Raw genomic sequence first — 25,045 nt, forward strand, 5'->3', positions numbered from 1 at the left:
GGTCGGCGTAGGAGATCTCCCAGAGGAAGTGGTGGCGCTTCCGGTCGATCCAGACCCCGCCGGGGGAAGCCGAACTCCAGGCTCAGGGGGACGATCTCCTTCCTCCAGCGTCGGCCCCCTTCGTCGAGCAGACCGTCTCGGGCGGTGTAGGTGCGTACCTGGGTGGTGACGGTCACGGCCCTGCCTTCCGGGACAGTCGATGCGGGACGGCCGCTTGTGCCGCCCCGGCCACGGACGGCCAGGGCGGCACGTCGTTGTGCGACGGGCCATGGTTCCACTCAGCCGGGGGCGGGACGTCCGCCACGCGCGCCTGACACATGGACCCAACCCGGGCCGGAGGGATCTCGCAGCCATGCCCGGTGCTCGCCCGTGGGATCCACGGTCAGCCCGTATTCTGTGAGGTCGGGGCTGCCCTGGGCCCGCCACCATTCGTGGCTGGCGGTGATCTGCTCGCCGAGCCGACGCGGACCTCCCTGCTCCACCCGTCCGTCGGCGTGCAGCCGTGCCCACGAGGGGCAGTCCGCGGTCGCGAGCCACACACAGCTCGGCCCTCGACCGGGCAGGGGCTGGAAACCCATGGCGATGCCGGGATTCATCAGCGCCAGCTGAGGTCCGGCCCCGCCCAACACCAGGTTGCGTGCGTCACCTGCCAGGGTCCACGTCCGCTCGGCGACCGCGTCGAGGTCGGGTGGAGCGCCTCGCCGGGTTCGCTGGTCGCGCAGGCTCATGAAATCGGCGCCGCCGACGAACCGCCCCTGCGCCCGCCTCGCGTCGGCGTCCACCACCAGGCGTGCCATCATCGCGCCGGGAAGGGTGACCTCGGGTGCCCACGGGGCCACGATGACCCCGCCCGGCCGGGTCTGTCCCAGCCACGCCGCCGGCACACGTACCACGGCACAGGTCGCGATGACGGAGTCGAACGGAGCCCCGGGCGGGTGCCCTTCGGCACCGTCGCCGAGGAGGGTCGTCGGTCGGTAGCCGGTCGCTGTCAGGGCGTAGCAGGCTGCTTCCAGCACGCACGGGTCCACTTCGACGGTGGTGACCCGGCCCCGTGTTCCCACCAGTTCGCACAGCAGAGCCGCGTTGAAGCCTGTTCCGGTACCCACCTCCAACACGCGGTGCCCCGGCCGAACCCCGGCGGCCTCCAACATCGCCGCCATCACCGAAGGCGCGGACGAGGACGAGGTAGGGACGTTCGCGGGCCCCTCCCGCCCTTCGTTGACCTGGGTGATGACGGGTGCGTCGGCGTAGGCGTGGTCGGCCCAGCCCTCCGGGTCCGCGTCGCGGTCCAAGGGGGGACCGGTCAAGGAGGGCCATACCCGGTCCGGGATGAACAGGTGCCGGGGCACCTTGGTGAACACCTCGCGGATACGCTCCTGCGTTTTCAGGTTGACGGCAAGCTGCTCTCGTCGTTTCCCCAGGGTCTCGATCCTGGCCCTCACGCCTTTCCCGTCCCCTTGCAGTCGGGGCAGGGGATCATCTGTTTGTCCGACCACGGGCCCGAACCGTCTCCACCGACAAAGACGTATTTCGCACCGTTGCACCCTGAACATGTTGCCATGGCCTCGACACCCTTTCTCTGAGTCCAGGCCGACGCTAGGGAACGGCTCCCGCCATGGGAAGCGGGATGAGCGTCTATGCGCGGAACACTCCACGCTGGCGTGCGCACGTGAATAAAGGTGACTGCGCCGGCCTATTCCTCCGCCAGGGAGTCGATCGCACGCAGTATCAGGGAGCGGGCCTCCTTGCCGTACCTGGCCCCTTGGGCGCACAGGTCGAAGGCCCGGACGTACTGCTCAACCTCGACGGGGTGGGTCAACCGCAGCTCCGCGGACAGAGTCTCGACAGTGACCAGCCGGTCGTCGTGAATCCAGAAGCCGTGCCCGGGGTCGAACACCACGCGCTGGTCGAACGGGATGATGCCCAGTGACACGTTGGACAGAGCCGAGACCGAGGTGAGCCGGTCGAGCTGTTCGGCCATGGAGTCACGATCGGTGTAGCGGGTGCGCAGGACGCCTTCGGTGAGGAGAAAGCGGAACCTCTTGCGCTTGCTGTAGAGCATTTCCTGGCGTTGGAGGCGCTTGCGCACAGCCTCCTCCACCCCGATGGAAACACCGCGAAAGCTCGCGTACCGGTCTATCACCGCCCGAATATAGGGCTCCGTCTGCAGGATCCCCGGTATGACGGTGCACTCGTAGACTCTGCGGTCCCTCGTCCTGGAGTCGCGGTCGCGGACCTCGTTCTGCGGCCCCTGCATGCCCGAACGCTCTTGGACACGCCATTCGACGTACATCGACTCCAGGACGCGGAGCCGATCCACGATCTCTTCGGCTGCCCCGGCCCGGCCGCACGCACCGGCCCATGCCCGCACGTCGGCGCCGGTAGAGGTCTGACGGCCGGTCTCCAACCGGGAGATCTTCGGCTGGCTCCAGCCCACCAGCTCCGCGAGCTGCGCACCGGTCAGACCCGCACCGGTGCGCAGCTCGCGCAGACTTCGCCCGATCTCGTGGCGGGCACGTTCGAGGGAGTAGGACACCTACGCAGTAAACCGCTTCCTGGACACGGGTTCGTAGTCACGGTGGGGTACGGCGTGCGGCCAGGCGATGTCACGCCACCGGCAGTGCTGGGCCACGGCCGCCGGGTCGTCGATGACCTCGTACTCGTAGGGGACGTCGTCCTCGTCGAAGTGCAGGACGCAGACCCAGCGGCTGTCGAAGAGCCAGAAGTCGCGCCGCGGCAGCTGCTCGACAGCCGGATGGTGGCGGGCAAGCCAGCGGATGTCCTCCCCCGCCTCCTCGTTGAATCGGGTGGCGGCGTGCTCCCAGCGGATGTAGTCGCTCAGCGGTTCGCTCACCACGCGGACCCGCTGCCAGAGCTTTCCGGCCCTGCGGGCGTCACGGACGCTGCGGTGCCAGGTGGAGGTTCGGGCGTGCTTCTCCTCGAGGGAGGTGTCGCCGGTGCGCAGCCAGTACTCGAACTCCTGCCGTTCACCGGAGACGTTGTACCGGTCCCGGACCTCCAGCTTCCAGGCGGTGTGCTCGAAGTCGAGGAACTGCCGGGCGAACTCCTCCTTGGTGAGGGGCCTGGTCACGGGGAGTCTTCCTTGTGGGCGAAGCGGAGGAGTTCCTCGGGGATCTCCACCACGGTCTCGTCCTCGGCCAGGTCGTGCAGGTCGGCGAGTGCTTCGGGGTCGGTGACCTTGTACCCCTGCACCACGATGGTGCCTCGGTCGGTTCGGTACAGGGTCGGGCACTCGCCGTCCCGGCTGTCGGTTCCCAGGAACTCCAGGCGCATGGCGTCAAGCCTCTCGGCCAGTCACGGATATTCATGACAGGACCATGATCGGACACGGAAAGCATCAAGACAACTGCTGTCCGTGTCCGAATCTGGCCAGAGGGAACACGCCCAGCGGGCGGATCGCTGGGCGCGGTTGAGGCGGCTCAGGGCCGGCTGTCGCGGGCGGAGTGGAGGAAGGCGGTCCACTCGGCGGCAGGGAAGGGGAAGAGCCCCTCGGCGGGGTTCTTGGAGTCCCGAACAGCCGCGCCGCTGGGCAGGTCGGCGATCTCGACACAGTTCTGTCCCTGGCCGCTGTAGCTGCTCTTCCGGAACACCAGCTCGTTGGTCATCAGTCGCTCTCTAGGGATTTCAGGACGTCAGCGATGAACTTCGCGGACTGCGCAGTGCTCATTGCTGAGCCCTGAGCGTCGCTGAAGGTAACAGTATGTTGTTCCACTTCGTCAGCTTCCTCCAGGAAGAGACCACCAGTGGCAGTCTCGATGAAGACGATGGGGAGGTCCAGGGGTTCAGGGAACTCCAGGATGCTGAAGGGTGCGATCAGGGCGTTGTGGGCTCCGGTGGAGAAGAGCAATACCTGTAGGTCGATGTTCGGCAGCTTCGCCATGTGAAGCAGGTGGCGCATCTGCTCAACCATGACATCGGGGCTGCCCATGAAGCGCCGGAGCGCTGCCTCATCCAGAACTACGCGGAGCTTCGTCGGGTTGAAGCGGGTCAGGATCTCGCGCCGAGCCATACGTGCCTGAGTACGGCGTTCGATCTCCTCTGTCCCCGTGTACCGCCCGCCTTGGAAGACTGCATGAGCGTACTCAGGAGTCTGGAGCAGACCGGGAATGACGGACGACTCGAAGGTGCGGATGGTTGATGCCTCCGCCTCGAAGTCCGGGAGCGACTGAGGCCCGAACACCTCTCTATATTTCGACCACCAACCGCGGACTTTAGCGTCCCTGGCCAGGGCGTGAAGAGCCTCGCGCTTGTCGGAATCGGTGACCTGGTACAGGTCCAACATCTTGTTGAGATCGTCAGCCTTGACCTTCTGAATCTCGGCGTTCTCGATCATGCTGAGCTTGCCAGCTGCCCAGCCGAGCAACCTGGCCGCGTTCGTAGACGTGATGTTGGCTTCCTCGCGAGCACGCTTGAGCTCGGCTGACAGGCGGCGACGGCGCAGCGTAGGGCTGTGGGAGCGTTGCATGGCCTCAGTCTAACCAAAAAAACTTGATCCTCAAGTTTTAGTGTTGACAAGCTTGAGGCTCAAGTTTTAAGGTCGTGAACATGGCCAGTGATCAAGGGGTCACCCAGAGTCTCTGCTGGTCAGGCTACGCCGTGCCCCTTCCCCGCTGTTCGGGAAACGCGAAGGTCTCACTCCTGCGGGCACGCAGCACCCTCGTTCTCCTCCACATGCAAGGAGTCTGTTCGTCATGCCCGCAATCGCACCCATGCCCGCGCTGCCCGAGGTGACTGTTCCGCTCGGTGAGCTGGTTCCGCCCCGGCGCCGCCACTACTTCACCGGGCGGGTCGACCGTGCCCACTACAAGGCCCGGCGCTACGACTTCGGCGGCTCATCCCAGTACATGCCGCTGGTCCGGGCATTTCTGGGCACCTGTGCTGCCGAACGCGACAGCGACTATCGCTACCTCTTCACCCTTCTGGGCAGCGAGCTCGCCAACAACGCGCTTCGGCACTCCCGCTCCGGACAGCCCTTCGGCGTCTACACCCTCATCTGCCAGCGAACCCGCGCCGGTCTGCGCCTCACCTGCCGCGACCAGGGCTCCCTCGAAGACAGGAAGAGTGCTCCCGGGCGACGTTCCCATCTGGCCCCGGACCCCCACGGACTGAACCCGTCCGCCGAGTCCGGACGTGGCCTGGCCATGGTCGACGCCCTGGCCACCTCCTGGGGCGACAACGGCATGTGCGACTACCGGCAGGTCTGGTTCTTCCTGGCCTACGACCTGGCCGACAGCCTCTGGAACGCCACCGCTTAGCCGTCGACACTGCCGCACGCAGAAGGGCCCAGGAGAGCGCGGCAACGCTCTTCCCGGGCCCGCAACAACCCTGAAGTCCGCACACTTCCACATGCTCAGAAAGCAGGATCGATGACGAATTCTATCCCCGGCCCCCGAACCTCCAGCGAACCGCTGTACCGGACCTGCCCGCCGCTGCCTCGCCGCAATCCGCTCGTCGGCCCCTACTGTTCGGCCTGTGAGCACCCGTCCTGTCGCAGGCGCCGGGCCGAGCGGCTGCCCCGCCTGGGCGGGCACCGCTCCGAGTTCGCTCGTGAGCACGCCCGAGCCGCCGCCGTTCAGGGTCGACACCGGAACCTGGTCATCTGGTTCGGTGAGCAGACCCTGTCGTACTGGGTGGCCTCGGCCGACGGCCTGACGGAAGTCCTCGACCTCGAGGCATCGGGGCTTCTGCTGCCGAGGCCCGCCTACCACTGACCTTGGTGACGCAGTCGGTGGCGGCCGGTTCCTCCGGGCGGAACGGTCGCCACCGCATTGCTCCTTGGTCAGGACACGGGTATCGGATCCGCCAGGAGAGTGGGGCAGGGGTCAGGAACGCCGGTCTGCGGGTTTTCCGGGGCGCAGCGACTGGATCGCCTCCCTGTGGCTGCCAGCTTCCAGAAGGCCCAGCCGTTGCGCGCGGTACTCACACGTTTGCCAGGGGGAAGCAGCGAGTTGGCGTGTTTCACTACTGCCCCGGCCGCGGGACTGGGGTTGTCGAACACCTGGCCGTTCCACGGAGACGAGACGATGCCGAGCCTGTGCGTCGCCGGTTCGAACCACCCCTCGACACGATGCTCCTTGTAGGAGGCGTACACGGGAACCTGGGTACCTTCGTTCGCGAACCCCGGGAACGTCTCCGTCACGGACAGTCTGGTCAGGAGCCGGGCGATGATCTCACCCTTGCTGATTCCCTCCCAGCCGGCGAGGAGCTCGAGCTGGCGGTCCGTGCTCTGTGACACCTCCACGTGGGGCATGCCCCCAGAATCCCAGACATCGACCCTCCTGGTGAATCGTCCTGTCGTGGTCCTCGTGTGCCGCTCTCCCCATGGGGTGTGTCTACAGTGGCCGCATGTGGCCAGAGTTCCGAAAGGGACTTTGGTCCCGGCTCAGTACGCAGGTCAGCGGCGATAACCTGGGTCCGCAGACCGCGCGTTCCCCCGGCTCCCGCGCGGCCCCCGGCGGCATTGGCAGGCGCGCAGTGAAACCCCTGACTCCCTCCGACCCCCGCGTGCTCGGCGGTATCGAGATCCTGGGCAGACTCGGTAAGGGCGGCATGGGCGTGGTCTACGCGGGCCGCACCGACGACGATTCCCTGGTCGCGGTCAAAACCCTGCATGTCGGGAGCCTCGACCAGAGTGATCTGCGCGAGCGGTTCGACCGTGAGGCCACCGCCCTGGGCATGGTGCAGGGGCCCGGGGTGGCCTCTCTTGTGGAATCCGGACAGGACGACGACGAGACCCCCTGGCTCGCCCTGGAGTACGTTCCCGGACTCGACCTCGCCACCTATCTCAAGCGGCACGACCCCCTGGACGCGGTGACCGGTATGGCGCTGGGGCTCGTCCTGGCCGACGCGCTCACCGACATCCACACAGCGGGCCTGCTCCACCGTGACCTCAAACCCGCCAACGTCATGCTCGGCCCCGACGGCCCCAAGGTGGTCGACTTCGGCCTGGTCGCCATCGGCGGCGCGGGCGGCGACCTGACGCACACCAACCTCCGCCTGGGTACCCCCCGGTTCATGGCACCCGAACAGTTCACCGCCCCGACCTCGGTGGGAACCCCGGCTGACGTGTACGCCCTCGGGGCGCTGCTGGCCTACGCCACCTCCGGCCAGTACTCGTACGAGGGCGCCACCCCGGATGCTCTGGGTTACGCCGTGGCCAATGCGGACATCGAACCGAACCTGTCCGGGGTCCCCGCCGGACTGCTCCTGCTGGTCACCGCTCTGATGGCGGTCAAGCCGCAGGACCGGCCGAACCTGGCGGACGTACGCGCGCAGCTCACCGAGCAGCTCGCCGCCGCACACATGTCACCGGCAGCGGCCCGCAGCCGGCTCGCGGAGCGAACGTACGTCCCGGGTACGGGGATCACCGACGAGGTCCCACCGACCAGGCGGCACGCTCCCGTCACCCGGGTGGAGACGGTACCCCCGACAGTCGGGAGCGGGACCGGCCGGCGGGCCGGGATCGCGGTGCGCACGGCCGAGCGGTTGCGCAAGGCCTATGCACGCCCGGGCGCCGCCTGAGAGCCTGGTGGCGCCCGGGGCCGATCTCCCCCGACAGTCCAGTGCTTCCCGGCAGTACTGCAAGGTCCGAGGACCCGCCCCGCCCGGTGATCGACGGGCACTCGGTAACACGGGAACCCGATAACAAAGTGCTCCCGATCGCCGCGTGTGCGGCGGATGTGTCAACCGGGTCCGTGCGGGGCGCGTGATCTCTCGGAGGGCCTCGGGCCACACAAGACGCAGATCGGATCGCACAGCCGATCCGCATATCCAGATTCACAGCGGACAGTGAGGGTCGTTGAAGTGACCGAAGGTGCAGGCACGACGCAGACGAGCCCGTTCGCCCCCGGGGCCCGGGTGGAGGTGCGCGACGCGGAGTGGATGGTGCGCACCTGTACCCCGGCCGCCTCACCGGTGGACGGGCACATGGTCAGGGCCGTCGGGGTGTCGGAGTTCGTTCGCGGTGAGGACGCGGTGTTCTTCACCGGCATCGAGGACGTCACCGCCCTGGACCCCGAGCGGACCAGGCTGGTGCACGACGACTCCTCCGGGTACGCGCGCAGTCGCCTCTACCTGGAGTCGGTGCTGCGCCGCACCCCGCTGCCCCAGTCCGAGCGCCGACTGGCGATGCCGGACAAGTTCCTGCTCAAGGACCTCGTCTACCAGCGCCGCCCCGCCGAACTCGCGCTCCGGGAGCTGCGCCCGCGCGTGCTCATCGCCGACGTGGTGGGCCTGGGCAAGACTTTGGAGATCGGCCTCATCCTCGCCGAGCTCATCCGCCGGGGCCGGGGCGAGCGCATTCTCGTCGTCACCCCGCAACAGGTCCTGGAGCAGTTCCAGCAGGAGCTGTGGACCCGCTTCGCCATCCCGCTGGTCCGCCTGGACTCGGTGGGCCTGGAGCGCGTCCAGCGCGACATCCCCGCGGGCCGAAACCCGTTCCTGTACTTCAAGCGCGCCATCATCTCCGTGGACACCCTCAAGAACCAGGGCAAGTACGGCCAGCACCTGCGCAGCATGCACTGGGACGCGGTGGTCATCGACGAGTCGCACAACCTCATCAACGAGGGCAACCTCCGCAACCAGCTCGCCCGGCTGCTGGCCGCCCAGACCGATGCCCTGCTCCTGGCCTCCGCCACCCCGCACAACGGCAACTCCGAGTCCTTCGCCGAACTCATCCGCCTGCTCGATCCGGCCGCCATCGCCGACCCGAAGAACTACTCCGCCAAGGACATCGAGCACCTCTACATCCGCCGCACCAAGGTGCACCCCGAGGTGCGCGCTGAGATGGGCGACGACTGGCCCGAGCGCGGTCCGTCGGTGTCGGTGCGGGTCCCGGCAACCCCCGCCGAGGAGAAGGTCTTCACCGAACTCACCCGCGTGTGGCTGGCGGGCGAGGAGCGCGAGGGCGGCGCGGTGGTGCGCAAGGAACGCCGTCTGTTCCCGTACACCCTGCTCAAGGCCTTCCTGTCCTCGCACGTGGCCCTGGCCGCCACGGTCGAGAACCGGATCAAGACCATCACCTACACCGGTACCGGGGCGCTCAAGGACGGTGAGGACGAGCGCGAGCACAAGGCGCTGCTCGACCTTCGCGATCTCGCCGCTGGGATCGGTGACGCCGACTCCGCCAAGTTCAAGGGCCTGGTGGACCAGCTCCAGGAGATCGGGGTGAAGGCTAAGAGCCCCACCCGCGCCGTGGTCTTCTCCGAGTCCGTGCCCACCCTGGAGTGGCTGAACAAGACTCTGCCGGGCAAGCTCGGACTCCAACCCGAGCAGGTGGCGCTCATGCACGGCGGCCTCTCCGACACCGAGCAGCAGCGCATCATCAGCGACTTCGCCCTGGAGACCAGCAAGGTCCGAGTCCTGGTCACCGGTGACGTCGCCTCCGAGGGCGTCAACCTGCACCGCCAGTGCCACCACATCGTCCACTACGACCTGCCGTGGTCGTTGATCCGCATCGAGCAGCGCAACGGCCGTATCGACCGCTTCGGGCAGAAGCACCGCCCCCAGTTCCGCGCCCTCGTCCTCACCTCCACCGTCGAAGGGGCCAAGGACGACACCAGCGTCGCCGAGAGACTCCTCGACCGGGAGGAGAAGGCCCACCGGGCCATGGGCACCGCCGAGACGGTCACCGGCCTGTTCAGCGCCAAGAAGGAGGAGGACCGGCTCATTCAGGACCTCCTCAAGGGCCGCACCGTGGACGAGTCCCTGGACGCCACCCACCAGCAGCAGGACGAGGACACGGGTTGGGCCGGAGACGTGCTCTTCGGCGACGTGGGCGTGCCCGAGGGAGAGGCCGCACCGGAGCGGGCCCCCGAGCCCCAGCTCTTCGACTCCACCGAGGAATTCGTCCGCGCCGCGCTGAGCACGGTCGCGGGCGAGGTCTCCGTCGACGAGGACGAGCGCATCCTCGCCTTCGAACCGCCCCGGGACCTGGCCCACCGCCTCAGCGCCCTGCCCGTCGACTACCTGCGCGATCTCAAGGTCAAGGAGCGCCTGCGCGTCACCTTCGACCGCGAGCACGCCCAGAAGCGGCTCGACGAGGCCCGCGCCACCAAGACCACCTGGCCGGACACCAGCTATGTCAGCGACCTGCACCCGCTGGTGGAGTGGCTGGTGGACAAGGTCCAGGTCCAGACCCACCGCAACGAGGCCCCGGTCATTCGGGGTGACGTCGAGGCCCCCGTCTTCCTCGTCCAGGGCACCTACTCCAACGAGCTGGGCCAGCCCACGGTGGTGGAGTGGATGGCCGTCACCGGCCTGCCCGGCCAGCCCCGGGTGGAGGACATGTTCGAGGCCGTTCGGAAGGCGGGTGTGGGCCCCGGGATGGTCAATACCGGCCAGGCCGGTGACTTGACGGGGATCCAGGTACTCGTCCCTGCGGCCGTTCGCGCCGCCCGAACCCACCTGGCCGAGCGCAGTGCCGAATACGACGCCCGGATCAAAGAGGCCCTCACCCGGCCCCAGCAGCGGCTGGAGCAGTGGCAGCAGCTCAGCCTCGAGGGGCTGGGCGAGGACCCTCGCGGCCGGCGGAAGAAGGAACGGGTGCACGACACCTACGCCGAACAGCAGCGCCTGATGCGCAGGATGAGCACGGTGGGCGAACCGCTGCTGCGCGTCCTCGCCGTGGTGAAGGGGGAGAACTGATGGGTTACGACTCGCTGGCCAACCGGGGAGAGTACTTCTCCGCCCACTACCTGGCCGAGGTGCTGCCCGCCAAGCTCAAGGGCAAGGACGGCCCCTTCAAGGGCTGGACCGAGCTGGAGAAGCAGGAGAACGCCCGGGCCCGGGATGAGAAGAGGAGCCCTGAACCCGTCACCCCGCGCATGGGCCTGCGCCGGCTCAAGGCGCAGTACTTCAAGGTCCGCTCCGCCCTGGCCGACCACGTCGAACAGGTGCGTGAAGGGGCCGAGCCCAGCGAGGCCGAGGACCAGGTCCACCACAAGCTCCTGCACGCCCTCCACCGGGATGTGCTCACCGCGCTCGGCTTCAGCCCCAAGGAGGAGCCGCTGGAGCCGCCCTTCCCGCACGGCGACGACCTGGTCCCGGTTCGGCTGGCACTGTACGAGGGCACGGTCGCCGCCGTCGAGTGCGGCTGGGCGCCCGACCCTGACTCCGCCCTGGACGAGAACGGCGCCGGCTGGCTCATCGACCCGGTGGAACTGGGCGGCCGCGAGCAGATCCCCCTCGGCACCAAGCTGGTGTCCTGGCTGTTCGCCCGGGACGAGAACCTGCGCTACGTGCTGATCCTTTCCGGGGGCGTGGTGACTCTCGCCGACCGCTCGGTGTGGGGCGAGGGCCGCTACCTCGCGGCGAGCCTGGACACCGCGCTCGGACGCAACGACACCGACGAACTCGGCACCATCGCCGCGCTCTTCGGCGCCCAGGCGCTCCTACCCTCGGAGGAGGGCGGCACCGAACCCATCGCGGCGCTCGTAGATGCCTCCCGCCAGCACGCCGTAGGGGTGTCCAAGGAGCTGCGGGAGGGGCTGCGGGACTCGGTCGAGATCATCGCCAACGAGGTCCTGGCCCGGTTGCGACAGGAGGGTGTGGACCCCGAGCGGATCGACACCCGCTCCAACCGCACCTTCGCCGACGAACTGGCCCGCCAGTCCCTGCGTTACCTGTACCGGATCCTCTTCCTGCTGTACGCCGAGGCCCGGCCCGAGCTGGGCGTGGTGCCCGCCGACGACGAGGCCTATGTCCAGGGCTACAGCATGGCGCGACTCGGTGACCTGGTCGCGGGCGACCTGGTGGGCGAGGAGGCTCGGCGCAGCACGCACCTGTACCAGTCGTTGGACCTGTTGTTCCGCATGGTCAACGAGGGCCACAACCCGCGCGGGCACCAGCTCTCGGAGGCGGAGGCGGCGGGGCTTTCGGAGGGTGACGGGCTGCGGTTCGAGCCGCTGAAAGCCGACCTCTTCGACCCCGAACGTACACGGTTGATCGGTACTCGGCTGCCGCACCCGGACGACGACCCGGATGAGCCGGACGTGCGGACGCTGGACACCCGGCTGCGCAACGAGGCGCTGTACCAGGTGCTGCGCAAGCTGATGATCTCGCGGGGCAGCCGCAAGGGCCGGGGCGGGTTCATCTCCTACGCGCAACTCGGCATCAACCAGTTGGGCGCGGTGTACGAGGGGTTGATGTCCTACACCGGGTTCATCGCCCAGGAGGAGTTGTACGAGGCCGCCAAGAACGGTGACTCGTCGGGCGGCTCGTGGATGATTCCGGCGTCCAAGGTCGACGACTACAACGATGACGTGTGGGTGCGCGTCAAGGACGAGAACGGCAAGGTCACCAAGGAGAGCCCTCGGGTTGTTTACAAGCCTGGTTCGTTCGTCTACCGGCTGGCCGGACGTGACCGGGAGACCAGCGCCTCCTACTACACGCCTGAGTCGCTGACCCAGCTGACGGTTCAACTCACCCTGCGGGAGCGCCTCGACCAGAACGGCGAGACGACTCCTGCGAGGGAGCTGCTGGAGTGGACGATCTGTGAGCCCGCGCTGGGCTCGGGTGCCTTCCTCAACGAGGCGATCAACCAGGTAGCGGCCGAGTACCTCAAGCGGGCCCAGGCCGAGCGCGGCGAGGAGCTGGACCCCGAGCGGTACACGGTGGAGTTGCAGAAGGTCAAGGCCTATATCGCCCTGCACCGGGCGTACGGGGTGGACCTTAACGGGACTGCGGTGGAGCTGGCCGAGGTATCGCTGTGGTTGAACGTGATGTACCCGGGCTTGCAGGCGCCGTGGTTCGGTCTGCACCTGAGGCGCGGCAATTCACTGATCGGGGCTGGAAGGAGGTTGTACGACCCCGAGACAGTGAAAAAGGGCGAGTGGCTCAAGTCCCCGCCGCAGGATCAGCCGTTCCGGGACGGTGACATCAAGGCCGGATACATCCACCACTTCCTGCTGCCCGCCCAGGGCTGGGGAAGCGTTGCTTCGGAAAAGGAAGCGAAGAACCTCGCTCCTGAGGACACCGCCAAGCTGAACGCCTGGCGCAAGGCGATGCGCAGGAAGCCGAAGACGGTTGGGAAGAAGTCCCAGTTCCGGCGGTTGCAGGAGTTGTCGAGGCGAGCGGAGTTCCTGTGGGGCCTGGTGATCCGGCGCCTGGAGCTGTCCGAGCGTGAGATCAGCCGGAGTGTTGATGTCTATGGCGCGGATTGGATCGATCAGCCTGAGGACGTCATCCCGCGCGAGGAAGTACTTGCCAACCTGACCGAGAAGGGCACCCCGTACTGGCGCCTCAAGACTCTGATGGATGCCTGGTGCGCGCTGTGGTTCTGGCCAGTACAGAAGGCCGGGCTGCTGGATGGTAGCGACGAGGTGTATGAGCGCCTGGACAGCACACTGGACCTGAGCGGCGCCGGGGGAGACGGTTCACTCTTTGGTGAACCCCGAGAGAGCTTGCCCCTGTCCGAGGTGGAGAACTGGCTCAAGTTTGCCGAGGCCCTGCTGGGCAGCCACGACATTCCTGTTGATTCCTTGTTTGGAGAGATCGAAAGCCTCTCTGAGCTCGATGATGCCGAAGACTCCCTGTCTGGCCTTATGGGAATGAAGGATGAATTTCGGCTGGGTGAGGCCTTCCCCTGGCTGCGGGAGGTAGAGAATATCGCTGAACGCCACGGATTCTTCCATTGGGAACTCCAGTTTGCTTATCTCTTTGGCAATCGCGGTGGTTTCGATATTCAGGTTGGCAATCCTCCGTGGGTGCGCCCTCAATGGCAAGAGGATTCTGTGCTATCTGAGGTTGATCCCTGGTTTGCTTTGGTTGAAGGCGCTGGAGCTGGCCAGAAGGCTCGACGCAAGTCAAGCGTTCTGAATGTTAAAGCTAATCGAGATTTCGCCTTGAGTCAGATGGCGGAGGTTATGGGAATGGCAAGATACCTTAGGGGGGAGAGTACCTATCCTCTTTTGGCTGGCACTAAGCCTGACCTGTATCGCGCTTTTATGTGCAAGACCTGGGGATCCCAGGCCCTCTTTGGCGTTTCTGGGTTGATTCATTCTGATACGCATTTCAATGGACCCAAAGAGGCTAGGCTGCGAGCCAGCGCCTATCGCCACCTTCGGCTGCACGTGCATTTTGTAAATGCTGGCAATTGGGCTTTCGCTAGCCCTGTTGGGCGAAGTAAAGAATTTGGAATGCATATTTATGGGAAGAGTTCTGAAGTTCATTTCCTTGGTATGAACTGGATCTATGACGCTTCTGTGGTGATTCCGTCACTCTCTCATGCTGGGGGAGGGGAGGTTCCGGGGGTCAAGTTTGAAGGAAAATGGGACCTGCGCCCCCACTTTTCTCGAGTTATTCGAGTTAATGCGAACCTTCTCGAAGAGTGGCGCAATGTCTCTTCAGGGGTAGGGACTCCCGTGGAGGAGGTTCCCCTTTTGCATCCGGTTACTACTTCTGAGATGGGGGCTATTGGTAAACTTGCAGACTTTGAGGGAAAGTTGTCTGGCAAGAACCCTCTAATTACTATCGGATTTGATGAAGCGAAGGCTGTCAAGGAAGGGCTAATTCGACTGGGTAGTTATCGCCCTAATTCTCTCGAAGAGGTCATTCTTCAGGGGCCTCACATTGAGCCTTCGACCCCCTTTGGCCAGCAGCCGAATATTCCGTTCAGGCATGCAAAAGACTGGATTTCGTGGAATCCAATAAAGATGCCACAGTCTGCCATTCCTGCGGCAAACTACGAGAGGGCATGTGGGAAGGGTGAATATTTTTCTAGTCAAGCTGTATGGAATGGTCGAAGGTGCTCAGAGTACTATCGGCTGGCCTGGCGTAGGAGGGTTCCCTCTGATACCGAGAGAAGCCTTTCTGCGGCTCTCATTCCGCCTGGGCCAATGCATGTTCATGGAGTCCAATCACTATGGATGGGAAATATTCAGAGTCTAGTTCTTGATGTAGGGTTTTGGTCGTCTCTGCCTTTGGATTATCTTCTTAGGATCACTGGGCGCGATGATTTGCAGATGACGGAGGCTCGTAATATGCCTTCGCCTTCTATGGGTCATCCATTGGAGGTTGCGCTTCTTGTGCGCACCATGAGACTGAATTGCCTCACCAATGCTTACGCACCTCTGTGGTCTGAGCTCTATGACGACTCTTGGAAGCAGGAGACCTGGGCGGTCGATTGGCCTCGCCTGTCGCCCCTGAGCAACGTCAGCCCTGAGTGGGAGTACGCCTCACCTCTGCGCACCGAATATGAACGCCGTGCTGCCCTGGTTGAACTTGATGCTCTTGTCGCGACGTGGTTGGGCATGAGCGCCGAAGAGCTCGTCGCCATCTACAAAGCTCGGTTCCAGATCCTTGCTGGGCGCGATGACCGGACCTGGTTTGACGCGAACGGTCGCAAGGTCGCGGAGGACCGGTATGCCTACGGTCACGGGCAGACCAAGGAAGACTTCGTCCATCTCCAGAAGTATCTGGACAAGGACGATCCCACCGACACAGTCCCCGACGGGTACACCGCGCCCTTCTACGAGGCCAAACGAGAAGACGAGTACCGCGAGGCGCACGCGTACTTCACCGAGATCGTCGAACGCGCCAAGCGTGACGGCACCTGGGACGGGGAGGTCTGACCATGCAGCCCACGCTCGCCGCTGCCGAGGTCAAGCGAAACATCACCCAGTACCTCGCCACCACCTTCGCGCTTGCTGACGAACCGGTGCGCGAAGGCCTGGAAGCCTTCTTCAACGACCCTGCCCAGGGCATCTTCCGGGGGCCCTACCTCCGTGTGCGCACGCCCTTCCGCACCTCGGACGACGCCTGGCGCAGCCATCTGGAATGGCACCCGCCCGGGTTCACGCCCTTCCTGCACCAAGCCCGGGCCTGGGAGCGTCTATCCACGCTGAACGGCCCCGCCGAGCCCACCCTCATCACCACGGGCACCGGCTCCGGTAAGACCGAATCCTTCCTGGTCCCCCTCCTGGACCACTGCCGCCGTGAGCGCGCCAACGGCAACAACGGCATCAAGGCCGTCCTTCTCTATCCGATGAACGCGCTCGCCACCGATCAGGCGCAGCGGCTCAACGAACTCCTGCTCGACCCGGCCCTGTCCCAGGTCACCGCCGGCCTCTACATCGGCGACACCCCGGAGACCGGGTACCCGCGTGTGAGCACCGCCCGCGCGCAGATCCGGCGCCAGCGGCCCGACATCCTCATCACCAACTACAAGATGCTCGACCTGCTCCTCCAGCGCGAGCAGGACCTGCCCCTGTGGAAGGACTCCGCCCTCACCTACGTGGTCGTGGACGAGTTCCACACCTACGACGGCGCGCAGGGCACCGACGTCGCCATGCTGCTGCGCCGCCTGGCCGCCGCCACCGGCAACTCTCGCCCGGGGTACCCGCTCGGTGGCATCTGCCCGGTGGCCACCAGCGCCACCCTCGGCCAGGACGGGCCCGATGGTTCAGGCGGCCCCGGCTCATCCGGCACCCCTGCCGCCAAGGACCACGACCCCACCGCGCGGATCCGCGCGGTCGCCTCCACCGTCTTCGGTACCGAGTTCGGTCCGGACTCCGTCGTGGGCGAGGATCGCCTGGCCATCGACGAGTTCATGGACAAGCTCGAATACGCGCTCCCGGTGCCCGACCCGGTCAAGGTCGCCACCATCCACGACCCGCACGGCGACCCCACCGCCATGGGGCGGATCATGGCCGAGTTCACCGGCCGCGACGACCTCAGCCCGCGCGAGCTCGGTGCGGTCCTGCGCAAGCACATCCTCACCAAGGCCGTCCTGAGCACCCTCGACGGCACCGTCGCCCCCATGGCCCGGGTCCTGGACCAGCTCCCTGAACGCGGAGCCTACGCCTGGGGCCGCGCGCTGAGCAGCACCCCCGAACTCACCGCCGAGGCCCTGGCCCGCTATATCGCGCTGCTCTCCATCGCCCGCCACCCGGACACCCCCGAGGGGGAGAGGGACCGTCCCCTGGTGACCATCGAGACCCACCTGTGGGTCCGCTCGGTCTCCCGGCTGCTGCGCGCGGTCGCCGACAAGCCCTCCTTTGCCTGGCACGGCGAGACCCTGCCCGCCCTCGGCTCCGAGACCACCACCTCCGACCTGGGCCGGGTCAGCCTGCCCGCCGTGTACTGCCGCCACTGCGGCCGCTCGGGATGGGCCGGGATCTCGCAGGAGTCCGCCCCGGCCGACCTGGTCACCGAGCCGGACAAGGTGTACCGGGGCGCGATCGCCGGCAAGAAGTTCGTCCGCCCCCTCATCCGGGCCAGCCGCGCCGAGGCCAAGGAGAACCCCGCCGCCACCTTGGTGCTGCGCTCCTCCGGCAACCACGTGCGTCCGGTGGACCTCGCCACCGACCTCGCCAAGCACGAGGCCGGTCAGCTCGACGGCGTGTTCGTGCTCGCCGACATCGCGCACACCAAGGACGCGTTCCGGGCGGCTGAGAACGACCGCTGCCCGGCCTGCGCGGCCGACCAGGGCACCCGTTTCCTCGGTTCGGGTCTGGCCGCGCTCGCCTCGGTCTCCGTCACCGAGCTCTTCACCGGCGGCCAGCTCGCGCATGACGGCCAGACTCCCAAGACGCTGATGTTCAGCGACTCGGTACAGGACGCCGCCCACCGGGCCGGGTTCATCTCCAACCGCTCCTACACCTTCTCCGCCCGCGCCCTGCTCGCCGCCCGGTTGCGCGAACACCACGAGGAGACCGGCGGCGCACCGCTGGACCTCAACGACCTCATCGCCGACACCGTCGCCCGTGCCGAGGACCCCGCCTACCTGGCCTGCGTGGTCCCCCCGGACATGCACGACCTGCCCGGCATGGACCGCCTTCTCGCGGGGGAGAGCGCCGGCGGCACCCGTGAGTGGGATCTGGTGGGGGAGCGGCTGGCCTTCACCTCCGTGCTGGAGTTCGGGCTGCGCTCCCGGCAGGGCCGTACCCTCGAACTCACCCGGACCGCCGCCGCCCGGGTCCGGCTGGACGAACCAGAGCGGATCGCCGCCCTCGCCGCAGACCTGCTCCAGCACAGCGGAGAGCAGATCGAGGGACGCCCCTCCCCGGCAGTCTTCCGCGGCTACGTGCGCGGGCTCCTCGAACGCCTGCGCACGCGGGGTGGAATCAGTCACGAGTGGCTCGAACCCTGGATCAAGAACGTCGGGGTCAAACGCTTCGGCACCATCTGGGGCAAGCGCCCCGACGGCATGCCCGCCTTCCCCCGAGGCCTGCCCGCCCCGCGCTTCCTCACCGACGACCGCAAGGAACGCAGCGAGTTCGACTCGGTCGCCGGGCGCGGCACCTGGTACCAGGACTGGACCACGCGCTGCCTGAAGCTCCCGCCCGACGCCGCGCCCCGCTACCTGCGCCGCCTCCTGGAACTTCTCCACGAGGAAGGCGTGCTCACCCGCACCGGAACCGACGCGGGCGTCAACGTGTACGGCCTCACACCCGGGCACGTCCAGGTCCAGCTCCTGGACGACGAACAGGTGGCCACCGGCGGGTTGCGCTGCCACGTGTGCAACTGGCGGCAGAGCGTCCACCCCGACCAGTCCGCCGACTGGGCCGCCGTGGCCTGTCCCCGCTACCGGTGCACCGGCCGCCTCGACGTGGACGAGGACCGCCGCTTCCGCCACGACTACTACCGGCGCCTCTACCGGGAGGCCCAGCCCTTCCGGATCACCACCGCCGAGCACACCGGCCAGCTCACCCGCGCTCAGCGCGAACGGGTCGAGGAGTCGTTCAAACGCGGCAGCCGCTACACCGACCCCAACGTCCTCTCCGCCACCCCCACCCTCGAACTCGGCATCGACATCGGCCAGCTGGACGCCGTGGTCCTGGGCTCCCTGCCCACCGGTCCGGCCAACTACGTGCAGCGCGCCGGCCGCGCCGGACGCCGCTCCGGCAACGCCTTCCTGCTCACCCTGGTCGGCCGCCGCGCCCGCGAGCGCTACTACCTGGAGGAGCCGCTCGACATGATCGCGGGGCAGATCGCCCCGCCAGGCAGCTTCCCCTCCGCGGTGGAGATCCTGCGCCGCCAGTACGCCGCGCACCTGCTCGACCTCGCCGCCCGCGGCGACCTGCCCGGGGTGCCCGCGCTGCCCGGCCGCGCCGCCGACCTCTTCGGCGAGCTCGGCTGGCTCTCCGGGTTCACCGAGAGCGCTCTCGCCCACGGCGACCGCCTCGTCTCCGGCTTCCTCGACCTGTTCACCGGGGCCGGACAGGACGTGGACGACATCGCCGCGGGGCAGCTGCGCCACTACGCCACCGTCGGCCTCAAGGAGACCGTCACCCGGGCCGAGGAGGTCTGGGCGGCCCGCCTGGCCGACCTGCGCGAGCGGGTGGAGACCGTCGGCCGCTCCATCGATGCCCTCATCGAGTCCGACCCCGAGCAGAAACGCCGCAAACGCGCACTCCAGGCCGAACGCAACGCCGTGCGCAGGCGCATCGGCGAGATCGGCCGCACCAGTGCCCACGGCGCCCTGGTCGACCTCGGTGTGCTGCCCAACTACTCCCTGGTGGACAGCGCCACCGAGCTGGAGGCCACCCTCACCTGGGAGGAGCGCAACGCCGAGGGCGACCGCGAGTTCCGCAGCGAGGTCCGCGAGTACAAGCGCCCCACCGCCCGGGCCCTCACCGAGCTCGCCCCCGGCAACCACTACTACGTGCGCGGCTACCGGCACACCGTCGACGGCCTCGACATCGGCTCGATGAACCGGCCCGCCTGGCGGGACTGGCGGGTCTGTCCCGCCTGCGGATACGTGCGCACCCACGACGCCGCCACGGACACCTCGCCCTGCCCCCGGTGCTCCAGCGCTGTCATCGCCGACCGCGGCAGCCTGTACCGGGTCCTGGAACCCACCCGGGTATATGCGCGCGACCGCCGCGACGACGCTCTCATCCGGGACGAGCACGACGAACGCCAGCGCGTCTTCTACGAGACCGCCACCGCCGTGGACATCCCCGAGGAGGCCATCGCCCCCGGCGCCTGGCGCCACACCGGCCGCGTGTTCGGCGTGGAGTTCACCCGGGAAGCGGTCATCCGCCGGTTCAACCTCGGCGCCCTGCGGATGAACCGGCCCGCCACCGTCACCTTCGCCGGGAACGAGGTCACCCCCACCCCGTTCCAGGTGTGCAGGGCCTGCGGCGGCGCCACCCTCGACGAACCCACCAATGCTGTCAGCGACGTTCTCGGCAGCTCCTACGACTCGCGTCCCGGCTACCACCGGCCCTGGTGCCCGCAGCGCCGCGGCGACCAGGTGGAGCACGAGAAGATCGTGCTCGCGCACTCACTGCGCACCGAGGCCCTGCGCATCCTGCTGCCGGTGGCCACCGTGCACACCGCCGAGCGCATCATCAGTTTCAAGGCCGCGCTCATGGCCGGGCTCGCCCGCGTCTACGGCGGGGCCCTGGACCACCTGGCCGCCACCGTCGCCGCCATGCCCGACCACGAGACCGGCCACCAGCGCCGCTACCTGGTCATCCACGACACCCTGCCCGGCGGTAGCGGCTACCTGAACCCCCGTGCCGGCGCCGAAGGCATCCGGGAGATCCTCACCGCCGCCCGCGAGGTCGTCGCGCACTGCCGCTGCCAGGGCGACGAGGGCCGGGCGGCCTGCCACCGGTGCCTGCTCGCCCACGTCAGCGACCGCGAGTTCCCGCACGCCGACCGCGCGCTGGCCGAGGAGATGCTCGCGGACCTGTTGGACGACTGGGCGACCGACAGCATCGCCCGTACCGATGACATCTCCCTGTGGAACCAGGTCGAGAGCGAACTGGAGGCCCGCTTCCTCCAGGCTCTCCAGCGCTGGGCGAAGACCCCCGACTCCGGCCGCTCGTTCGAGCTGGGCGGCAAGGTCAACGGCCGACGCAGCGCCGTCCTGCGCCTCATCGGCGGCGACGAGAAGGTCATCAGCTGGGAGGTGCTGTTCCAGAACACCATCAAGGGCACCCGCCCCGACGTGGTCTTCCGTCGGATGGACACCAGCCGAGACCAGGTCGCCCTCTACCTGGACGGCTACTCCTACCACGCCTCGTCCCAGCACAACCGGATCGCCGACGACGCCGACAAGCGCGCCCGGCTGCGCGCTCACGGCATCACCGTCTTCCAGGTCAACTGGGACGACCTCGACCACCTGGACGGCAAGAAGGTCCCGCACCCCGCCTGGCTGCCCTACGGGCCCAACGGGCGTATGCAAGCCCAAAAGTCCTACGGGAAGCAGGGCGGTGACCCGAAGGAGCTCGACGCGACGGTCTGGAACAGCCCAGCCGAGACCCTGTTCGCCTACCTCGGCGATCCCGATCCGAAGCGCTGGGCCCAGCGGTCGCAGGCTGCCGTCACAGGAATCATGCGGACGGCCGGGGCCGAGAAGACCGGCGGCGGAGCCGTCGAACTCGCACCGCACATCACCCCTGCCCTGCGCGGCGACCGGCTGCCCGGACCGGTCGGTGGTGCGGGCTGTGTCCTGATCCGCGGCGCCGACGACGCCGGATGCCGACTGGTACTCGTCGCCAACCAGGCCGAGCGCACGTTCAGCGCCTTCACGGTTCTCGATGACCGCAAGGAGACCCTGGCAGGTGGCGGCGACGACCACAAGCGCCGGTGGAAGGCCTGGCTGTACTGGGGCAACCTGCTCCAGTTCCTCACGCACGAGGGCGGCGACGGCGGCCAGTTCGCGCTCAGCGCCCTGGGCGCGCTGGACGCGACCGTACTGTCCGCCGTCGGCGGCGACGGCCTCGACGACACCCTTGCGCTCCAGCCGATGGACCCGGCGGCGGTGGAGGCGCTCTTCGGCGACACACTGGCCAGCACTCGGGTACTCACCAGCGACCTGGAGCGGGGCCTGGTCACCCTGCTCACCACCACCGCTGCCGACGGCTCGGGGCCAGGCGCGACGACGGGTACGGGGGCCGCTGCTGTCGAGCAGCCAACCAAACCCGCTCCCGTTGAACACACGATGGACGTCACAGTCGACCCCGCGTGGGTCCGGGTACGTGAACTGATGGACCCGGACGAGCCCGGACTGGAGAGCCTGGCCGAGGGACTCCGGCAGCGCGGCGCCCCCGCCCCCGAGGTCGGATACGAGCTGGGCAAGGGCATGTGGCCCGCCGAACTCGCCTGGCCCGCCCGCAAGGTGGCCGTGGTGCTGTCCGAGGAACTCATGGGCAACGCCGACGACAAGGCACGCGGCGAGGCCGCCTACGCCGAAGCGGGCTGGCATGTGCGGGAGGCCGACCAGTGGGAAGTGTCCGAACTGCTGCGGATACTGGGCGCGGACAGCGGTGCGACCGGCGGGCACGGTTCCGCCGCCGGTGACGACGACACGACGATCGCGAAGGGATGAGCGTGCAGGACAAGGCCACGCTGCGGCTGCTGGACAAGGCCGACAAGGAGATCCGCAAGCTCCCCCGCAACGTCAAGGGGGCGCTGTACGACTTCCAGTACAAGTTCCGGGAGAACCCCGCCAACCCCACCAACGGGTTCAAGCAGCTCAAGGGTGAGCGCCTGTTCTCCGCCAGGGTGGGGGAGTACCGCGCGATCCTCTTCCATGTCGGCAACCAGGACTACATCCTGGTCGCCCTCCGTCCGCGCGGGCAGGTCTACGAGCACCTGGAGCGGTACCGCTTCGACATCAACCAGGTGACCGGCGCCCTGGAGATCTTCGACGTGGTGGCCTCGGAGGAGGCCACCGCAGCCGATCCCGCCGCCCCGGCCCAGGCACCCGACACGGAGGTCGTTCCCGAGGCCGAGCCCGCCCCGGCAACCGGTGCCGAGGTCGATTCCGTCCCGGAGCCCGGAGATGAACCCGAGGAGACCGGTGGGCCGACGCCCCGTCCGCTCCTTGCCGATTACACCCAGGAACAGCTGCGCGAACTCGGTGTGGCCGAGGGGCTCGTCTCACTCGCCCTCAGCATCACGACCGAGAGCAGGCTCCTGGGCCTGGTCGAGTACGCGCCTCGGCACACCGAGGAGGTTCTGCTCGCCCTCGCCGACGGGCGCGGTTTCGACGAGGTCATGGAGGAGGTCACCCGACCGGTCGCGGCCCCCGAACCCGTCGACACCACCGACTACTCCGCCGCCTTCGCGCGCCCGGCCACGCGTGTCACCACCTCCGACACCGATCTCCGGCAGGTTCTCGAAGACGACTTCGCCGCGTGGAAGGTGTTCCTGCACCCCACCCAGCACAAGCTCGTCAAGCGCGATTACAAGGGTCCGGCCCGCGTCAGCGGCGGTCCCGGGACCGGCAAGACCATCGTCGCCCTGCACCGGGTGAAACACCTGGTGGAACAGCTGGGCCCCGGCTACACCAAACCTGTGCTGCTCACCACCTTCAACAAGAACCTCGCCGCGGACCTGCGCCACCGCCTGCTCGACCTCGGCGGGCCGCAGCTCTTGGACCGGGTCGACGTCGTCAACATCGATCAGCTCGCCTCCCGCATCGTCAGCGAGAGCGACCAGGGCCGCCAGCGCCGACGCTCCATCAACGACCATCAGGCCGCGCGGGAGTGGCAGGACATGCTCACCGAACTCGGCGAGCAGAACTGGGACGCCGACTTCCTCAACGCCGAGTGGAGCCAGGTGATCCTCGGCCAGAGCGTGCGAACCCGGGCCGAGTACTTCCGGGCACGCCGCGCCGGTCGCGGACAGCGGGTGAGCCGTGCCCAGCGGGCCGAGATCTGGCAACTGGTGGAGCGGTTCACCATGCGCCTGGAGGAAAGGGGCGTGTGGACCTTCCGCCAGATCGCGGAGGCCGCCGCCCGGGTGGAGGGCGACCGGGCCGCCAAGATCGCCGCCAACCGCGAACGCGAGGCCAGGGCCGGTGGGCAGATGCTGCACCACCAGGACCAGTCCCACGCCAACCTGCGGTTCCGTTACAAGCACGTGGTGGTGGACGAGGCACAGGACCTCAACCCGGCGCACTGGACGCTCCTGCGTGCGATGGTGGACCACACGGAGAACGACATCTTCCTGGTCGGTGACACCCACCAGCGTATCTACGGCAACCAGGTGTCCCTGAGCAGCCTGGGCATCAACATCGTCGGGCGCTCCGCGCGGCTGACCCTCAGCTACCGCACCACCCGCGAGATCCTTGGTTCCGCCCTGGGACTGCTGGGTGAGGAGACCTGGGACGACCTCGACGAGGGCACAGACACCCTCCGGGGCTACCGCTCGGTCCTGCGAGGGCCGCGGCCGTCCTTCCACGGGGCCGGCACGTGGGAGGCCGAGATCGACGACCTGGTGGCGCGGATCGGAGCGATCAGGGAGCAGGCGCAGACCGAGGGGAAGTTCGCGTCCATCGCGGTAGCGGTGCCCCATCGCGACATGGTCGGCGAAGTCGAGCGCGGACTCGTCAGGGCGGGGATCAGCGCCGCGTCCCTGCGCCCCGAAGGGCCGCCCGCCGGCCACGAGGAGTCCGTGCACGTGGGCACCCTGCACCGGTACAAGGGACTGGAGTACCAGCACATGATGGTCGCCGGCATGACCGACGGCCTGGTACCCCACTCCAGTGTGGACCGCCACAAGGACAGTGACCCGGCCCGGTACCGCCGCGAGCTCCAGATGGCCCGGTCCCTGCTTTTCGTGGCCGCCACCCGGGCGAGGGACTCGCTGCTGGTGTCCTGGCACGGCGAGCCCAGCAGGTTCCTGCCCCCGAACGCCACCGCTCTGGCAGCCGCGTCCGCCGAACCGGCGAGGGAGAAGGGGGCAGAGGCAGAGGAAGTGAACCTGGGCGACGGTCTGTTCAAGCCCCCGAACGCGCTGCTGTAGGACGATCTGACGCGGACGGGACCCGACTTCGTGACGGAGGCGGGTCCCGTCGGGCTTGTGCGGGGCCGGACACCTCGTTCCCCGCGCTGGCGCGTACCTTCCCCGGACCGGGCGAAGGTCGACCGCTCCCGAACAGCCGACCGTGTGTCAGTGCTCCACCCATCGTGGTGCCACCTCGGCCGGTACCGATCATGAGGAGGAGCGCGCCCGGTCAGCGGTGACCACCACGGGTCGCCGTGGGCATCGGCGAACCGCGCGCCGACGCCGTACGGGGCACCGGCCACTGGCCGAGCACCCGCAGATACATCTCCACAGACCC

Annotated in this window: 14 protein-coding genes; 7 read left to right on the forward strand and 7 right to left on the reverse strand. The window is 67.8% G+C overall.

Annotated elements, in window-relative coordinates; genetic code table 11:
• Positions 1-278: 278 nt before the first annotated feature.
• The 6 genes from ACQPYD_RS11165 to ACQPYD_RS11190 form a co-directional block, all read right to left on the reverse strand.
• Positions 279-1,442 (reverse strand): methyltransferase domain-containing protein, encoded by a 1,164-nt coding sequence (locus tag ACQPYD_RS11165; protein ID WP_433700913.1) that lies wholly within the window; start codon positions 1,440-1,442, stop codon positions 279-281.
• A 251-nt stretch (positions 1,443-1,693) separates the two neighbouring features.
• Entirely contained in the window at positions 1,694-2,536 is an 843-nt protein-coding gene (locus tag ACQPYD_RS11170) for a helix-turn-helix domain-containing protein (protein ID WP_433700915.1), read from the reverse strand.
• Complete coding sequence (locus ACQPYD_RS11175; RefSeq protein WP_433700916.1) at positions 2,537-3,091, reverse strand: DUF6879 family protein; 555 nt, start codon at positions 3,089-3,091, stop codon at positions 2,537-2,539.
• Positions 3,088-3,294 carry a hypothetical protein gene (locus ACQPYD_RS11180; RefSeq protein WP_433700917.1) on the reverse strand — a complete coding sequence of 69 codons (207 nt, stop codon included), beginning with the start codon at positions 3,292-3,294 and terminating at the stop codon, positions 3,088-3,090. The genes ACQPYD_RS11175 and ACQPYD_RS11180 overlap by 4 nt, the downstream gene beginning before the upstream one ends.
• A 146-nt stretch (positions 3,295-3,440) precedes the next feature.
• Complete coding sequence (locus tag ACQPYD_RS11185; protein ID WP_433700918.1) at positions 3,441-3,626, reverse strand: DUF397 domain-containing protein; 186 nt, start codon at positions 3,624-3,626, stop codon at positions 3,441-3,443.
• A complete protein-coding gene (locus ACQPYD_RS11190; protein ID WP_433700919.1) occupies positions 3,626-4,486 on the reverse strand; it encodes a helix-turn-helix domain-containing protein in 861 nt (286 codons plus the stop codon). Before ACQPYD_RS11190 ends, ACQPYD_RS11185 begins: the two co-directional genes overlap by 1 nt.
• Positions 4,487-4,712: 226 nt before the next feature.
• Between ACQPYD_RS11190 and ACQPYD_RS11195 the strand changes: the two genes are divergently transcribed.
• Together ACQPYD_RS11195 and ACQPYD_RS11200 are read left to right on the forward strand one after the other, a co-directional pair.
• A complete protein-coding gene (locus ACQPYD_RS11195; RefSeq protein WP_433700920.1) occupies positions 4,713-5,276 on the forward strand; it encodes an ATP-binding protein in 564 nt (187 codons plus the stop codon).
• A gap of 111 nt (positions 5,277-5,387) precedes the next feature.
• Complete coding sequence (locus ACQPYD_RS11200) at positions 5,388-5,732, forward strand: hypothetical protein (RefSeq protein WP_433700921.1); 345 nt, start codon at positions 5,388-5,390, stop codon at positions 5,730-5,732.
• 68 nt (positions 5,733-5,800) lie between these two features.
• Here the strand turns inward: ACQPYD_RS11200 and ACQPYD_RS11205 are convergent, their stop codons facing one another.
• Positions 5,801-6,271, reverse strand: coding sequence for a hypothetical protein (locus ACQPYD_RS11205; protein ID WP_433700922.1), 471 nt, complete (start codon positions 6,269-6,271; stop codon positions 5,801-5,803).
• A gap of 224 nt (positions 6,272-6,495) precedes the next feature.
• On the opposite strand from ACQPYD_RS11205, the gene ACQPYD_RS11210 reads away from it, so the two are divergent.
• From ACQPYD_RS11210 to ACQPYD_RS11230, 5 genes are all read left to right on the forward strand, one after another.
• Complete coding sequence (locus tag ACQPYD_RS11210; RefSeq protein ID WP_433700923.1) at positions 6,496-7,542, forward strand: serine/threonine-protein kinase; 1,047 nt, start codon at positions 6,496-6,498, stop codon at positions 7,540-7,542.
• A gap of 282 nt (positions 7,543-7,824) precedes the next feature.
• A complete protein-coding gene (locus ACQPYD_RS11215) occupies positions 7,825-10,665 on the forward strand; it encodes a DEAD/DEAH box helicase (protein WP_433700924.1) in 2,841 nt (946 codons plus the stop codon).
• A complete protein-coding gene (locus ACQPYD_RS11220) occupies positions 10,665-15,590 on the forward strand; it encodes a class I SAM-dependent DNA methyltransferase (RefSeq protein ID WP_433700925.1) in 4,926 nt (1,641 codons plus the stop codon). The genes ACQPYD_RS11215 and ACQPYD_RS11220 overlap by 1 nt, the downstream gene beginning before the upstream one ends.
• 2 nt (positions 15,591-15,592) lie before the next feature.
• Positions 15,593-22,303 carry a DEAD/DEAH box helicase gene (locus ACQPYD_RS11225; RefSeq protein WP_433700926.1) on the forward strand — a complete coding sequence of 2,237 codons (6,711 nt, stop codon included), beginning with the start codon at positions 15,593-15,595 and terminating at the stop codon, positions 22,301-22,303.
• A complete protein-coding gene (locus ACQPYD_RS11230; RefSeq protein ID WP_433700927.1) occupies positions 22,300-24,726 on the forward strand; it encodes a UvrD-helicase domain-containing protein in 2,427 nt (808 codons plus the stop codon). The genes ACQPYD_RS11225 and ACQPYD_RS11230 overlap by 4 nt, the downstream gene beginning before the upstream one ends.
• The last annotated feature ends 319 nt before the right edge of the window (positions 24,727-25,045 follow it).

Source organism: Nocardiopsis sp. CA-288880, assembly GCF_050955985.1.
GTDB classification, from domain to species: Bacteria; Actinomycetota; Actinomycetes; order Streptosporangiales; family Streptosporangiaceae; genus Nocardiopsis; species Nocardiopsis tropica.

Excerpts from the sequence above, each read along its gene's own strand:
- ACQPYD_RS11180 (WP_433700917.1), bottom strand. The coding sequence starts at position 3,294 with ATGCGCCTGGAGTTCCTGGGAACCGACAGCCGGGACGGCGAGTGCCCG.
- ACQPYD_RS11185 (WP_433700918.1), bottom strand. The coding sequence starts at position 3,626 with ATGACCAACGAGCTGGTGTTCCGGAAGAGCAGCTACAGCGGCCAGGGA.
- ACQPYD_RS11190 (WP_433700919.1), bottom strand. The coding sequence starts at position 4,486 with ATGCAACGCTCCCACAGCCCTACGCTGCGCCGTCGCCGCCTGTCAGCC.
- ACQPYD_RS11195 (WP_433700920.1), top strand. The coding sequence starts at position 4,713 with ATGCCCGCAATCGCACCCATGCCCGCGCTGCCCGAGGTGACTGTTCCG.
- ACQPYD_RS11200 (WP_433700921.1), top strand. The coding sequence starts at position 5,388 with ATGACGAATTCTATCCCCGGCCCCCGAACCTCCAGCGAACCGCTGTAC.
- ACQPYD_RS11205 (WP_433700922.1), bottom strand. The coding sequence starts at position 6,271 with ATGCCCCACGTGGAGGTGTCACAGAGCACGGACCGCCAGCTCGAGCTC.
- ACQPYD_RS11220 (WP_433700925.1), top strand. The coding sequence starts at position 10,665 with ATGGGTTACGACTCGCTGGCCAACCGGGGAGAGTACTTCTCCGCCCAC.
- ACQPYD_RS11225 (WP_433700926.1), top strand. The coding sequence starts at position 15,593 with ATGCAGCCCACGCTCGCCGCTGCCGAGGTCAAGCGAAACATCACCCAG.
- ACQPYD_RS11230 (WP_433700927.1), top strand. The coding sequence starts at position 22,300 with ATGAGCGTGCAGGACAAGGCCACGCTGCGGCTGCTGGACAAGGCCGAC.